The sequence below is a fragment of the Tistlia sp. genome (assembly GCF_040905785.1).
Taxonomy (GTDB): Bacteria; Pseudomonadota; Alphaproteobacteria; order Kiloniellales; family DSM-21159; genus Tistlia.
Map to the genome: position 1 here is coordinate 18361 of NZ_JBBDQW010000047.1, position 14731 is coordinate 33091.

Below are 14731 nucleotides of genomic sequence, written 5' to 3' on the forward strand. Positions count from 1 at the left end.
TGCCTGCCCTCCCGTCACGTCAAGCCGAGGGAGTAGATGTCGTGGGGCGGCACCAGCAGGTCGACCAGCAGCTTGGCGCCGACGCTGAGGATCAGCAGGCCGAGCAGCAGCCGCAGCAGGTCGCCGGGGAGCCGGGCGCCGAGCCGGCCGCCGAACTGCGCGCCGATCACGCCGCCGAGGACCAGCAGGAGGGCCAGCACCAGGTCGACGGCCTGGTTCTGGCTGGCCTGCAGGAAGGTCACGTTGGCCGAGACGAAGATGATCTGGAACAGCGAGGTGCCGATCACCACGGTGGTCGGCATGCCGAGCACGTAGATCATCAGCGGCACCAGGATGAATCCGCCGCCGACGCCCATCAGCGAGGAGATCACGCCGACGCCGAAGCCGATCGCCAGGGGCACCAGCGCGGAGATGTAGAGCCGCGACTTGCGAAAGCGTGTCTTGAGCGGCAGGCCGTGCGCCCAGTTGTGGCTGTGCAGCTTGCCGGTGCGGCCCTGGCCGCGCCGTCGCAGCAGCGCGCGCGCACCCTCCAGCATCAGCATCACGCCGAGCGTGCCGAGCAGCACGACGTAGCTCAGCGAAATCACCAGGTCGATCTGGCCGATCGAGCGCAGCAGGGTGAACATGCCGACGCCCAGGGTCGAGCCGACGAAGCCGCCGCAGAGCAGGATCACGCCCATCTTGACGTCGACGTTGCCGCGCTTCCAGTGCGCCAGCACGCCGGAGACCGAGGAGGCGACGACGTGGGTCGACTGCGTCGCCACCGCGATCGCCGGCGGCACGCCGATGAAGATCAGCAGCGGCGTCATCAGGAAGCCGCCGCCGACGCCGAAGAGTCCGGATAGGAAGCCGATCAGCCCGCCCAGGCCGAGCAGCAGGAAGACGTCGAGGGACAGCTCGGCGATCGGCAGATAGACCTGCATGCCCGACTCGAAACGCCTCCCGGCCCCGGCAAACGGCGACTGGGGGCGTCGCCGCGGATTGCGGCGCGCCCCAGCCCGGACAACAGCCTAGAGTGCTGCAGCGGCGAGCGGTAGGGCCGGAGTCGGGAAAAGCGCGCGCGGCAGCGGGAAATTTCGTTGGCCGGGAGCGGGCGCCGGGGTTCGGCCGCTAGGGCCGCAGCAGGCCGACGATGTCCTGGCACTCCTGGAGGATCGGCTCGGAGATCGCGCGGGCGCGCTCGGCGCCCTCGCGCAGCACCGCGTCGACCGCGCCGGTGTCCGCGGTCAGGCGCTTCATCTCGTCGCCGATCGGGCCGACCTTGGCGACCGCCAGCTCGACCAGCGCCTTCTTGAAGTCGCCGAAGCCCTTGCCCTCGAAGCGGGTCAACACGGCCGTCCAGTCCTCGTCGGCCAGGGCGGCGTAGATGCCGAGCAGGTTGTAGGCCTCCGGCCGCGCCCGGCGCGTCTCCTCGGGCAGCGCGCCGTCCTCGCCCAGGACCTCGGGGCCGGGCAGCAGGTCGGGGTCGGTGGTCGCCTTGCGCAGCTTGCGGGCGATCTCGTCGGCGCCGTCGGTCATGTTGATGCGGCTCATGTCCGAGGCCTCGGACTTGCTCATCTTCCTGGAGCCGTCGCGCAGCGACATGACCCGGGTCGCCGAGCCCAGGATCTGCGGCTCGATGATCGGGAAGAAATCGACGCCGTAGTCGTGATTGAACTTCTGCGCGATATCGCGGCACAGCTCCAGGTGCTGGCGCTGGTCGTCGCCGACCGGCACGTGGGTCGCCTTGTAGGCCAGGATGTCGGCGGCCATCAGGTTGGGATAGACGTAGAGCCCGGCGCTGGCGTTCTCGCGGTTCTTGCCGGCCTTCTCCTTGAACTGGGTCATCCGGTTCAGCCAGCCGATGCGCGCGACGCAGTTGAAGATCCAGGCCAGCTCGGCGTGGGCGCGGACCTGGCTCTGGTTGAAGATGATGTTGCTCTTCGGGTCGACGCCGGCGGCCAGGAAGGCGGCCGTCACCTCGCGGGTGTGCCGGCGCAGCTCCTCCGGCTCCTGCCACAGGGTCAGCGCGTGCAGGTCGACGACGCAGAAGATGCAGTCGAAGTCGCTCTGCAGCCGCACGAAGTTGCGGATCGCGCCGAGGTAGTTGCCGAGGTGCAGGTTGCCGGTGGGCTGGACGCCCGAGAAGATGCGCTTCACAGGGGCAGGCTTTCGCGTCAGGGGCTGGCCGGCGAGGGGCCGGGAACGGCGGCGGTTATCGCCGCTGGGCCGGGAGCGGTCAAGCTGGCCGGCGCGGCGGACCGGGCTATCCGGGCCCGGCTCCGGATCCGTCGCCCCGGCCCTTGCGCCTGAGGGCTGCCGCCAGCTCCGAGCGGTCGATCGCCTTGAGCGGGAAGGCGAGGCCGAAGTAGACGACCAGCCCGCCGGCGACCAGCAGGGCGAGGGCGCCGATGCGCTCGAGCTCACCGCCACCCAAGGGATCTTGCAGGGCCCGAGCCGCGGCCCAGAGCGCGAGCCCCATCAGCAGGCTGACCAGCAGGCTGCGCGGCAGGCGCTTGCGGCTGCGGGCGTCGAGCGTCAGGAAGCCGAGCGCCTTCAGGCGCCAGGCCAGGAGCAGGACGTTGGCCCAGGAGGCGACCGTGGCGGCGATCGCGAGACCGAGGAAGCCCATCGCGTAGAACAGCGCCAGCGCCAGCACGATGTTGACGGCGACGCTGACCAGGGCGAAGCGCAGCGGCGTCACCGTGTCTTCGCGGGCGAAGAAGGGCGGCTGCAGGATCTTGACCAGCACGAAGGCCGGCAGGCCGGCGGCGTAGGCGGCGAGGGCCAGGGCCGTCGCCTCGCTGTCGGCCGCAGTGAAGGCGCCGCGCTCGAACAGCACCGTGACGATCGGCCCGGGCACGACCAGCAGCGCGACGGTCGCCGGCAGGGTCAGGAAGAGGCCGAGCTCGAGGCCGCGGTTGAGGGCGTACATCGCCGCCTGGTCGTGGCCGCCGCGCAGCTTGCGCGCGAGATCGGGCAGCAGCACCACGCCGATGCCGATGCCGATCAGCCCGAGCGGCAGCTGGTAGAGCCGGTCGGCGTAGTAGAGCCAGGAAACCGCGCCGGCCTGCAGGGTCGCGATCATGGTGCCGACCAGCAGGTTGAGCTGCAGCGCGCCGGCCGAGAGCAGGCCCGGCACCATGAGCTTGAGCAGGCGGCGCACCGCCGGGGTCAGGCGCGGCCGCGGGAAGCGCAGGGCCATGCCGGCGGCGCTGGCCGCCCAGGCCATGAACAGGAACTGCCCGAGGCCGGCGGCGGCGACGGTCCAGGCCAGCAGCTCGCCGGCGTTGCCGGTCCAGTATGGCAGCACGAGGAGCAGGCTTGCGATGAAGAAGAGGTTGAGCAGGATCGGCGCCGCCGCTGCCGCCGCGAAGCGGTAGAGCGAGTTCAGCACGCCGCCGAGCAGCGCGACCAGGACCATGAACAGCAGGTAGGGAAAGGCGATGCGGGTCAGCCGTACCGCCAGGTCGAACTGCGCCGGGTCGTCGGCGAAGCCCGGGGCGACGACCAGCATCAGCCAGGGCATGGCGGCCAGCGCCAGCAGGGTCAGCAGCAGCAGACCGACGGTCATGGCCGCCAGCGCCTCCTCGGCGAAGGCCTTGGCGGCGGCGCGCCCCTCGCGCTCCAGGCGGCCGGCGAAGAGCGGCACGAAGGCGGCGTTGAAGGCACCCTCGCCGAACAGCCGGCGGAACAGGTTGGGAAAGCGGAAGGCGACGAAGAAGGCGTCGGCGACCGGGCCGGTGCCGAGCGTCCCGGCGATCAGGATGTCGCGCAGGAAGCCCAGCACCCGGCTCGCCGCCGTATAGCCGCCGACCGTCGCGAAGCCGCGCAGCAGGCTCATGGTCGCCCGATTTTCATGACCGCCCGATTTTCATGACCGCAAGTCTCTAGCGCTTTGCGGCGATTGCGGGAAGCGCTGCGGCTATTGCTGGGCCGCCCCGGCGGGAGGCGCTCGCTTGGCCGCCGGCTTCGCCGGCCGGGCCGGCGCCGGCCGCGGCGGCGCGCCCTCGGCCTGGCAGAGGCCGGAGTCGAGGGCCTCGAGCAGCCCGGCGCGGATGCGCTTCAGCTTGGCCTCGGCCTCGACCTTCCCGCCCAGGGCATCGTGGACGTAGAAGACGTCGATGGCGCGCTCGCCGTAGGTCGCGATCTTGGCGGTGTCGATGATCAGGTTCTGGCGGGTCAGCGCCCAGGTCAGGCGATAGAGCAGGCCGGGCCGGTCGCGGCCGTTGACCTCGATGACGGTGTGCCGGCGGCTCGCCTTGTTGTCGATCAGCACGCGCGGCTTGACGGTGAAGACCTCCAGCCGCGAGGGCAGCGGCGAGGCCAGCCTCTTGAGCTCCTGCAGGGGCCTAAGGCGCCCAGCCAGGGTCTGCTCCACGGTTGCCGCCAGCTGGGCCAGCTTGTTCGGCCGGTCGAAGGCCCCGCCGTTGGAATCGACGATGTAGAAGATGTCGAGCGCCATGCCGTCGGCCAGCGTGAAGATGCGCGCGCCCTCGACCGAGGCGCCGCAGATCGCCAGGGCGCCGGCGATGCGGTTCATCAGGCCGGGATGGTCGGCCGTGTAGATCGTGACCTCGGTGACCTCGCGGTAGCGGTCGACCCGGGTCTCGACGGTCAGCGGCCGGCGGTTGCTGTCGGCGTCGCGGATCATCCGGGCGTGGCGCGCGTGGGTCTCGGTGTCGAGCGAGAGCCAGTAGGAGGGGTAGCCCTTGTCGAGCTGGGCGGCGACGGCCTCGGCCGGCCACTCGACCAGGACCTCGGCCAGGGCCTGCTGGGCCGCCTCGATCCGGCGCTCGCGGCCCTCGGTGATCAGGCCGCCCGAGAGCAGCTCCTCGGTGCGCGCGTAGAGCTCCCGCAGCAGCGCCGCCTTCCAGGCGCTCCAGACGTTCGGGCCGACCGCGCGGATGTCGGCCACGGTCAGCACCAGCAGCAGGCGCAGCCGCTCCGTCGACTGCACCAGATCGGCGAAGTCGCGGATCGTCTGGGGGTCGTCGATGTCGCGCTTGAAGGCGGTGTCGCTCATTTTCAGGTGATGCAGCACCAGCCAGGCGACGGTCTCGGTCTCCTCGTCGGAGAAGCCGAGGCGCGGGCACAGCCGCTGGGCGACGCGGGCGCCGACCTCGCTGTGGTCGCCGGCGCGGCCCTTGGCGATGTCGTGGAGCAGCACCGCGACGTAGAGCAGGCGGCGCGACAGCACCTTGTGCACCACCTCGGTCGCGATCGGCGCCTCCTTGGCCAGGGCGCCCTGCTCGATGGCATGCAGGATGCCGATGGCGAAGATCGTGTGCTCGTCCACCGTGTAGTGATGGTACATGTTGAACTGCATCTGGCTGACGACCCGGCCGAAGTCGGGCACGAAGCGGCCGAAGACGCCGGCCTCGTTCATCCGCCGCAGCGCGATCTCGGGATCCTGCTCGCTGGTCAGGATCTCCAGGAATATCCTGTTCGCCTCGGGCGCCTCGCGCAGGGCCTTGTCGATGCGCTTGAGGTTCTGGGTGATCCAGCGCAGCGCGTCGGGGTGGATGTCGAGCTCGTGCTTCTGGGCCACCCGGAAGATGCGCAGCAGGTCGAGCGGCCGCTCGCGGAACTGCTCCGGCCCCGAGACGGCGAGCCGGTCGCCCTCGACCTTGAAGCCCTCGATCCGCCGGCGCCGGCGGAAGGAGGGCAGGCGGAAGCGCGAGCGCCGGTTGTACTCGGCCTCCAGCTGCGCGCAGAAGATCCGGGTCAGCCCGCCGACGTCCTTGGCCATCAGGAAGTAGTGCTTCATGAAGCGCTCGACGGCGCGGGTGCCGGCGTGCGCCTTGTAGCCCATGTCCGGCGCCAGCTGCGCCTGCAGGTCGAAGGTCAGGCGCTCCTCGGCGCGGCCGGTCGCCCAGTGCAGCCGGCAGCGAAGCGCCCAGAAGAAGTCGAGCGCCTTGTCGAAGCGGCGCGCCTCGGCGCGGGTGAAGACGCCCTTCTCGATCAGGCGCTTCACCGAATCGACGCCGTAGACGAACTTGGCCAGCCAGAACAGCGTCTGCAGGTCGCGCAGGCCGCCCTTGCCCTCCTTGATGTTCGGTTCCAGGACGTAGCGCGAGCCTTCGCCGAAGCGCTTGTGGCGGCGGTCGCGCTCGCCCAGCTTGGCCTCGACGTAGGCGGCCTCGTGGCCGGCGCGGACCTCGGTGTCGTAACGCCGCTTGAGCTCGAGGTAGAGCGACTGGTCGCCCCACAGGAAGCGCATCTCCAGCAGGTTGGTCTGGATCGTCTGGTCCTGGCGCGCCTGGCGCAGGCAGTCCTCGACCGAGCGGGTCGCGTGGCCGACCTTGAAGCCCAGGTCCCAGAGGAAGTAGAGCACGGCCTCGACGACCTGCTCGCTGCGCGGCGTGATCTTGTAGGGCAGCAGGAACAGCAGGTCGACGTCGGAGCCGGGCGCCAGCTCGCCGCGCCCGAAGCCGCCGACCGCGACCAGGGCCAGGCGCTCCGCGGTCGAGGGGTTGTGCAGCGGATAGAGGTCCTTGCCGACGTGGTCGTAGACGATGCGCACCACCTGGTCGGTCAGGAAGCAGAGGCCCTGGGCGGTCTCCAGGCCGCCGGCCTCGCCGGCCTCCAGGCGCTGGCGCAGCAGGGCGCGGCCGCGCTCCAGGGCGTCCTTGAGAAGCTCCAGGACCTCGGCGCGGGCACGCTCGGGACTCGAGGCGCGCAGCCAGATCCCGGCGATCCGCTGCTGCAGCCGCGAGCGGTCGACGACCGAGCGCCGGCGGTTTGGGCGCGGGGCCGGCGCGGCGGCACGGGCCCGCGGCACGCCCTCGCGCAGGGGCGGCCCGCCGCTCTCGGGAACTGCTGCGTCCATGATCCGGTTTCTACTCCTTCGGGCGCCCGCTTGCGACCACCTGCCCACCCAGGCACCTGCCCACCCAGGCACCTGCCCACCCAGGCACCTGCCCACCCAGGATGTCGGGGCGACGGCGCCCGGGACAAGGGACCCTTCGAGGTTAACATGCCATGACGACGCTGCCCTGCCCCCGCCCCCTCGCCGCCGGCCTGTGCCTGGCGCTCGCCGCCTGCAACGGCGCCGGCGACTCCCGCGAGGCGCCCCCGGTCCAGCCGGCCGGGGCCGCGGCGCCGGCGGTGGTCGAGGCGCCGGCCGAGGCGCCGAGCGAGCTGCAGACGCGCGCCCGCCTGACGCGCGAGCTCGCCGAGGAAGGCCGCAGCCTGCGTGTCCTGGTCGAGGACCTGCGGCCCGGCGAGCGGGTCGTGCTGATCGCCCTGGAGGGCCCAGGGGGCGCCCGCGTCGTCGCCGGCCCCGAGGAGATCCGCAGCGGCAGCCGGACCAGCGGCTCCGGCGAGGCGCGCCCGCGGGTGCAGCTCGAGGGCGGCAACAACGATCGGCTCGGCGTGACCTTGGCGATGGACCTCTTCTCGACCCGCCCGGAGGCCCGCGAGCCTCACGAGTCGGCCCTCGCCTGGGCCTTCCTGCCGCTGCCGGACCCGGCGGCCTACGCGGCGGCGCCCGGGGCCTGGACCCTCCAGGCGACCCTGCAGGACGAGGTCGGGCGCAGCCTGGAGCTCAGCGACCGCTAAACGTCCGAACGGGCGAGCAGGCCGCGCAGCTCGTAGAGCGCCTCGAGCGCCTGGCGCGGGGTCAGCTCGTCGGGATTGAGCTCGGCCAGGCGCCGGTCCAGCGCGCCCGTCTTCGCCGCCGCCGGCTTCTCGGCCCGGGCGGCGGTCGCGGCGAAGAGCGGCAGGTCGTCGGCGAGGCGGGTCAGGGCGCTGGCCTGCTCGCCCTGCTCCAGCACCGCCAGGACCTCCTCGGCGCGGGCCACGGCGGCGGCCGGCAGGCCGGCCAGGCGGGCGACGTGGATGCCGTAGGAGCGGTCGGCGGCGCCGGCGGTGACCTCGTGCAGGAAGACGACCTGGTCCTGCCACTCCTTGACCCGCATCGAGTGACAGGTCAGGGCCGACAGCTTCGCCGCCAGGCTGGTCAGCTCGTGGTAGTGCGTGGCGAAGAGTGCGCGGCAGCGGTTGGTCTCGTGCAGGTGTTCGACGCAGGCCCAGGCGATCGAGAGGCCGTCGAAGGTCGCCGTGCCGCGGCCGATCTCGTCGAGGATGACCAGGGAGCGCGGGCCGGCCTGGTTCAGGATCATCGCCGTCTCGACCATCTCGACCATGAAGGTCGAGCGGCCGCGTGCCAGGTCGTCGGCGGCGCCGACCCGGCTGAACAGCCGGTCCAGAGTGCCGATGACGGCGCTTTCCGCCGGCACGAAGCTGCCGGCCTGGGCGAGCAGGGCGATCAGGGCGTTCTGCCGCAGGAAGGTCGACTTGCCGGCCATGTTCGGGCCGGTCAGCAGCCAGATCCGGTCGTCGGGGCCGAGCCGGCAGTCGTTGGCGACGAAGGGGCCGTCGCCGGCGCGCGCCAGCGCCGCCTCGACCACCGGGTGGCGGCCGCCGGCGATCTCGAAGCGGGCCGAGTCCTCGACCGCGGGCCGGCACCAGTCCTGCTCGGCGGCGATCTCGGCGAGCGCGCCTGCGACGTCGACCTCGGCCAGGGCGGCGGCCGTGCCGGCGATGGCGGCGGCCTCGCCCAGGACCTCGGCGACCAGCGCCTCGAAGAGCTGCAGCTCCAGCGCCAGGGCCTTGTCGCCCGCCGAGACGATGCGCTGCTCGAGCTCGCCCAGCTCGACCGTGCCGAAGCGCACGGCGCCGGCCAGGGACTGGCGCTGGCGGTAGCGCGAGTCGGGGCCGGTCGGCATCCGCCCGGCGTTGCCGGCGCTGACCTCGATGAAGTAGCCGAGCACGTTGTTGTGCTTGATCTTGAGTGTCGCGATGCCGGTGTCGGCGGCGTAGTCCGCCTGCAGCCCGGCGATCAGGCGCCGGGACTCGTCGCGCAGGCTCCTCAGCTCGTCGAGCGCCTCGGAATAGCCCCTGGCGACGAAGCCGCCGTCGCGCGCCAGCAGGGGCAGCTCGGGGGCGAGCGCGCGGCCGAGCGAGGCGATCAGCGGGTCGTGGCCGCCGAGCCGGCCGGCGGCCTCGGCGAGGCGGGCCGGGACCGCGCCCTCGGGCAGGGCGTCGAGGGTCGCCCGGATCGCCGCCGCGCCGGCCAGGCCGTCGCGCACGGCGGCCAGGTCGCGCGGGCCGCCGCGGCCGAGCGACAGGCGCGACAGCGCGCGCTCGACGTCGGGGCAGCGCTTCAGGGCGTCGCGCAGGGCGCCGCGCAGCGCCGCCTCGCCGCGCAGGAAGGCGACCGTCTCGAGCCGCCGCTCGATCGCCGCCGGATCGGTCAGGGGCGCGGCCAGGCGCTGCGCCAGCAGGCGGGCGCCGGCGCCGGTCACCGTGCGGTCGATGGTCGCCAGCAGGCTGCCCTTGCGCTCGCCCGCCAGGCTGCGCGTCAACTCCAGGTTGCGGCGCGTCGCGGCGTCGATCTCCAGGGTCTCGCCGCTCGCCAGGCAGCGCGGCGGCGACAGGCGCGGCAGCTTGCCCTTCTGGGTCAGCTCGACGTAGTCGACCAGGGCGCCCGCGGCGGCCAGCTCGGCGCGACCGAACTGGCCGAAGGCGTCGAGCGCGCCGACCTCGAACAGCGTCTCCAGGCGCCGCCGTGCGTTCTCGCTGTCGAAGCGCGCACCGGGCAGCGGCGAGAGCCGGTCGCGCCACTCCTCAAGCGGCCCGGCCAGGCGCCCGGGCTGGAGCAGCCGGTCCGGCAGCAGCAGCTCGCCGGGGTCGAGCCGGGCCAGGGCCGCCGGCAGGCCGGCCGGCGTCGTCGGCTCGGCGAAGAAGTCGCCGGTCGAGATGTCGACCCAGGCCAGGCCGAGCGCCCCGCCGGCCTCGCCGAGCGCCGCCAGGTAGTTGTGGCGGCGCGCGTCGAGCAGCTCCTCCTCGGTGATCGTGCCGGGCGTCACCAGGCGCACGACGTCGCGCCGCACCACGGACTTGCCGCCGCGCTTGCGCGCCTCGGCGGGATCCTCGAGCTGCTCGCAGATCGCGACCTTGAAGCCCTGGCGGATCAGGCGCGACAGATAGGCCTCGGCGGCATGCACCGGCACGCCGCACATCGGCACCTCCTCGCCCTGGTGCTGACCGCGCTTGGTCAGGGTGATGTCGAGGGCGGCGGCGGCGAGGCCGGCGTCCTCGAAGAACAGTTCGTAGAAGTCGCCCATGCGGTAGAACAGCAGGCAATCGGGGTTGGCCCGCTTGATCGACCAGTACTGGGCCATCATCGGCGAGGCCGCGGCGGCGGCCGCGGGAGGGCCGTCGGCCGGCGTGGCGGTCACGGCAGGTCTGCTCTGGCTGGCTGGGGCCACGGGATCGTGCTTTGCGCGGGCGTCCCAGGCAGGACGTGCCAAGGGAAGCTTGATGGAATTGGGCGGCGAGGCTAACACGGGCGCCCCAACGGACAGGAAGGCGAAGATGGCGGAAAGCGAAGAGATCGTCGAGGTGCTCGGGCGCTTCGAGACGCGCGAGAGCTTCGAGGCCGCGGTCGCGGCGCTCGGCGAGGCGGGCTTCGGCCACGCCGACCTCTCGGTGCTCGACACCCACGAGACGATCGACTCGGCCGGCACCCAGGCCGAGGCCTGGCGCGAGCGCCTCGCCGGCCTGGTCGGCGAGGTCCACTACGTCGGGCCGCTGACCGCCGCCGGCCTGATCGCGGTCGCGGCCGGGCCGGTCGGCGCCATGGTCGCCAGCGTGATCGCCGCCGGCGTCGGCGGCCTCGCCCTGCGCGAGCTGCTCGACCAGGCGGAGGCGACTCCCAACACCGAGGACTTCGCCCGCGCCCTGGAGCACGGCGCCGTGCTGCTCTGGGCCTATGCGCCGACGCCGGAGCGCCAGGCGACGGCGCGCGCGGCCATGGCCGCGGCGGGCGGCAAGGACCTCGAGGTGATCCGCCGCAGCCGGCAGGTCGAGAGCGAGGACGACTGAAGCCCGCCCGGGCGCCCTTCTTCGGTCAGCCCCCCTCCCGGACAGCGCGGCCCCCCGGCTTTGACCGCGCTCTGAGCCGGCCCTAGGATGCCTGAAAGGCCGCCGTCAGTGCGGCCGTTCATGTCCGAAGGGGAGCGCTCCAGAACGATGGTATCCGATCCGCACAAGGCCCGCACGTTGGCGGCCGATGCCCTGGAGTTCCACCAGCAGGGGCGCCCCGGCAAGCTCGAGATCACGCCGACCAAGCCGCTGACGACCCAGCGCGACCTGTCGCTCGCCTACTCGCCGGGCGTCGCCGAGCCCTGCCTGCGGATCGCCGAGGACCCGGCGCTGGCCTACGACTACACGGCCAAGGGCAACCTGGTCGCCGTGGTCTCCAACGGCACCGCCGTGCTCGGCCTCGGCAACCTCGGCGCGCTCGCCTCGAAGCCGGTGATGGAAGGCAAGGCGGTGCTGTTCAAGCGCTTCGCCGATGTCGACGGCATCGACCTGTGCATCGACACCCAGGACGTCGACGAGTTCATCAACTGCGTGCGCTTCCTGGGGCCCTCCTTCGGCGGCATCAACCTCGAGGACATCAAGGCGCCCGAGTGCTTCATCATCGAGCAGCGGCTGAAGGAGCTGCTCGACATCCCGGTGTTCCACGACGACCAGCACGGCACGGCGATCATCTCGGCGGCCGGCGTCATCAACGCCTGCCACCTGACCGGCCGCGACCTGGCCGAGGTCACCATGGTGATCAACGGCGCCGGCTCGGCCGGCATCGCCTGCGCCGAGCTGCTCAAGGCGATGGGCGTGCGCCACGACCACGTGCTGATCTGCGACACCAAGGGCGTCATCTACCAGGGGCGCACCGAGGGCATGAACCAGTGGAAGTCGGCGCACGCCGCGCGCACCGACCGGCGCACCCTGGAGGAGGCGCTGGAGGGCGCCGACCTCTTCTTCGGGCTCTCGGCCAAGGGCGCGGTGACCCAGCAGATGGTCAAGGCGATGGCCGACAAGCCGATCATCTTCGCCATGGCCAACCCGGACCCCGAGATCACGCCGGAGGAGGTCCGCGAGGTCCGCCCCGACGCGATCGTCGCCACCGGCCGCTCGGACTACCCCAACCAGGTCAACAACGTCCTCGGCTTTCCCTACATCTTCCGCGGCGCCCTCGACGTGCGCGCCAGCACCATCAACATGGAGATGAAGATCGCCGCGGCCCAGGCGCTCGCCGCCCTGGCCCGGGAGGACGTGCCCGACGAGGTCGACCGCGCCTACGCCGGGCGGCGCCTGCGCTACGGCCCGGAGTACATCATCCCGGCGCCCTTCGACCCGCGGCTGATCGTGGCGATCCCCAAGGCGGTCGCCGTCACCGCCATGGAGACCGGGGTCGCGCGCAAGCCGATCGAGGACATGGAGGCCTACGAGCAGCAGCTCTCGGGCCGCCTCGACCCGACCGCCGCCAGCCTGCAGTCGCTGTTCGAGAAGGTCCGCCAGCATCCGCAGCGCGTGGTCTTCGCCGAGGGCGAGGAGGAGAAGACGATCCGCGCGGCGCAGGCCTTCTTCAATGCCGGCTACGGCCGCCCGGTGCTGATCGGCCGCGTCAACCGGGTGCGCGACACCATGGCCTCGATCGGCGTCACCGGCGAGTTCTGCGAGATCGTCAACGCCTCGATCGGCAATCACCGGGAGCGCTACACCGAGTTCCTCTACAACCGCATGAAGCGCAAGGGCATGCTGTTCCGCGACTGCCAGCGCGCGGTCAACCAGAACCGCAACGTCTTCGCCGCCTGCATGCTGGCCTGCGGCGAGGTCGACGCCCTGGTCACCGGCCTGACCCGCGCCTTCAACGTTGCCTTCGACGACCTGACGAGCTGCCTCGACCCCAAGCCCGGGCACGTGCCCTTCTGCCTCAACATCCTGGTGCACCGGGGCCGCTCGGTCTTCATCGCCGACACCCAGGTCCACGAGCTGCCCAGCGCCGAGGAGCTGGCGGACATCGCCATGCAGAGCGCCGAGGCGGCGCGGGTGCTGGGCCACGAGCCGCGCGTCGCGCTGCTGTCCTTCTCGAACTTCGGCAACCCGCCGCGCGAGCGGGCGATGCGCGTGCGCGACGCCATCGAGGTGCTCGACGCGCGCGAGCCGGACTTCGAGTACGACGGCGAGATGCAGGCCAACGTCGCGCTCGACTACGAGCTGATGTGCGAGCTCTACCCCTTCTCGCGGCTGTCGGGTCCGGCCAACGTGCTGGTCATGCCGGCGCTGCACGCCGCCAACATCTCGGCCAAGCTGGTCCAGCAGCTCGGCTCGGCGACGGTGATCGGCCCGATCCTGCTCGGCCTCAACAAGCCGGCCCAGATCGTGCCCCTCGGCTCGACGGTCAACGACCTGGTGACCGCCGCCGCCCTGGCCGCCCACGGCGCGATCTCCGCCAAGGCGGGGCACTAGCCGCGCCTCGCCCGGCCGTAACACGGGCGTGCTAGGGCTGGCGCGGCGCGCGGGGCACGGCGATAGGATGGGACCCTGATGGCGGAACGATCGCTCATTGGCCGGCGCCTGCCGGCCGCGCTGCTGGTGCTCAGCCTGCCGGCCCTGGCGGCCTTCGGCGGACTCTGGCTGCTCGGCCGCCTCGAGGCCCCCTGGGCGCTCGGCGGCGCCGCCCTGGCCGTCGCCGGGCTGCTGCTCGTGCTGCTGCCGCACTTCCGCTACATCGAGGCGCTGCGCCGCTACGTCGCCGGCCTGTCTGGTCCGATAGGGGCGGGTCCGACGGGGGCGGGCCCGACGGCCGCCGGCCCGGCCCGGCCGCCGCAGAGCGGCTCGCGGCTGCTGGCGCCCGAGCTCGACCAGGCGATCGCCGAGACCGCGCGCGAACGCGAGCGGCGGCGGCGCGAGCTGGAGGCGGCGATGGCCGGCAACGAGTCGATCCTTTCGACCCTGCCCGACCCGCTGGTCATGCTCGACCGCAACAGCCGCATCCTGCGCGCGAATCCGGCGGCCGAGGCGCTGTTCGGCCTCGGCATCGCCGGGCGCAACCTGACCGGCGTGCTGCGCAACCCGCAGCTGCTGGCGGCGGCCGACGCGGCGGTCTCCGGCGAGGGCGGCCGGGTCGTGGAGTTCACCCTGCTCGGCGAGGTCGAGCGGCACTTCTCGGCGCGCGTCGTGCCGCTCGGCACGCCGGCGCTCGACGGCACGGTGGCGATCGTCGCCCTGCACGACCTCACGGGCGTGCGCCGCGCCGAGCGCATGCGCGCCGACTTCGTCGCCAACGCCAGCCACGAGCTGCGCACGCCGCTGTCGAGCCTGCTCGGCTTCATCGAGACCCTGCTCGGGCCGGCGCGCGAGGACCGCGAGGCGCAGGAGCGCTTTCTGGCGATCATGCACGAGCAGGCGCTGCGCATGGCGCGGCTGGTCGAGGACCTGCTTAGCCTGTCGCGCATCGAGATGCGCGAGCACACGCCGCCCGACCTGGCGGTCGATCCCCAGGCCCTGCTCGACAGCGTCGTCGGCGCCCTGGAGCTGCGCGCCCGCGCCAAGCAGATGCGCCTGGAAATTTCGGTCGAGGACCGCGGCGCCGTCGTCGGCGACCGGGACGAGCTGGCCCAGGTCTTCCAGAACCTGGTCGACAACGCCATCAAGTACGGCCGCGCCGGCACGCCGGTGCGGATCGCCGTCCGGCGCGCCGACCCGGATCGCGACGCCGCGGCGCGCCGGCTCGGCCGGCCGTGCCTGGCCTTCGCCGTCGCCGACCAGGGCGACGGCATCGCGCGCGAGCACCTGCCGCGCCTGACCGAGCGCTTCTACCGCGTCGACACGGCACGCTCGCGCGAGCTCGGCGGCACCGGCCTCGGCCTCGCCATCGTCAAGCACATCGTCA

At 72.5% G+C, this 14731-nt stretch carries 9 protein-coding genes; 4 read left to right on the forward strand and 5 right to left on the reverse strand.

Annotation, left to right across the window (positions count from 1 at the left end; genetic code table 11):
- Nucleotides 1–14: 14 nt before the first annotated feature.
- The 4 genes from WD341_RS11470 to WD341_RS11485 form a co-directional block, all read right to left on the reverse strand.
- A complete protein-coding gene (locus WD341_RS11470) occupies nucleotides 15–923 on the reverse strand; it encodes a sulfite exporter TauE/SafE family protein (RefSeq protein ID WP_368425591.1) in 909 nt (302 codons plus the stop codon).
- Between the two features lie 187 nt (nucleotides 924–1110).
- Nucleotides 1111–2139 (reverse strand): tryptophan--tRNA ligase, encoded by a 1029-nt coding sequence (trpS, locus tag WD341_RS11475; protein WP_368425592.1) that lies wholly within the window; start codon nucleotides 2137–2139, stop codon nucleotides 1111–1113.
- 106 nt (nucleotides 2140–2245) lie between these two features.
- Complete coding sequence (gene murJ / locus WD341_RS11480) at nucleotides 2246–3823, reverse strand: murein biosynthesis integral membrane protein MurJ (protein WP_368425593.1); 1578 nt, start codon at nucleotides 3821–3823, stop codon at nucleotides 2246–2248.
- Between the two features lie 81 nt (nucleotides 3824–3904).
- Nucleotides 3905–6811 (reverse strand): [protein-PII] uridylyltransferase, encoded by a 2907-nt coding sequence (locus WD341_RS11485; RefSeq protein ID WP_368425594.1) that lies wholly within the window; start codon nucleotides 6809–6811, stop codon nucleotides 3905–3907.
- Nucleotides 6812–6963: 152 nt separating this feature from the next.
- Between WD341_RS11485 and WD341_RS11490 the strand changes: the two genes are divergently transcribed.
- On the forward strand, nucleotides 6964–7542 hold the full coding sequence (locus WD341_RS11490; protein ID WP_368425595.1) for a hypothetical protein: 579 nt from the start codon (nucleotides 6964–6966) through the stop codon (nucleotides 7540–7542).
- Here the strand turns inward: WD341_RS11490 and mutS are convergent.
- Nucleotides 7539–10172: a DNA mismatch repair protein MutS gene (mutS, locus tag WD341_RS11495; protein WP_368425599.1), complete on the reverse strand. Its 2634-nt coding sequence runs from the start codon at nucleotides 10170–10172 to the stop codon at nucleotides 7539–7541. The two genes, WD341_RS11490 and mutS, sit on opposite strands and share 4 nt — an antisense overlap.
- Before the next feature lie 190 nt (nucleotides 10173–10362).
- Here mutS and WD341_RS11500 point away from each other — a divergent pair, with 190 nt between their 5' ends.
- The 3 genes from WD341_RS11500 to WD341_RS11510 all read left to right on the forward strand — a co-directional run.
- Nucleotides 10363–10872, forward strand: a complete 510-nt coding sequence (locus WD341_RS11500) for a hypothetical protein (RefSeq protein WP_368425596.1) — start codon at nucleotides 10363–10365, stop codon at nucleotides 10870–10872.
- A 147-nt stretch (nucleotides 10873–11019) separates the two neighbouring features.
- Nucleotides 11020–13305, forward strand: coding sequence for an NADP-dependent malic enzyme (locus WD341_RS11505; protein ID WP_368425597.1), 2286 nt, complete (start codon nucleotides 11020–11022; stop codon nucleotides 13303–13305).
- 78 nt (nucleotides 13306–13383) lie between these two features.
- The coding region (locus tag WD341_RS11510; protein WP_368425598.1) for an ATP-binding protein at nucleotides 13384–14731 on the forward strand (1348 nt) is incomplete at its 3' end.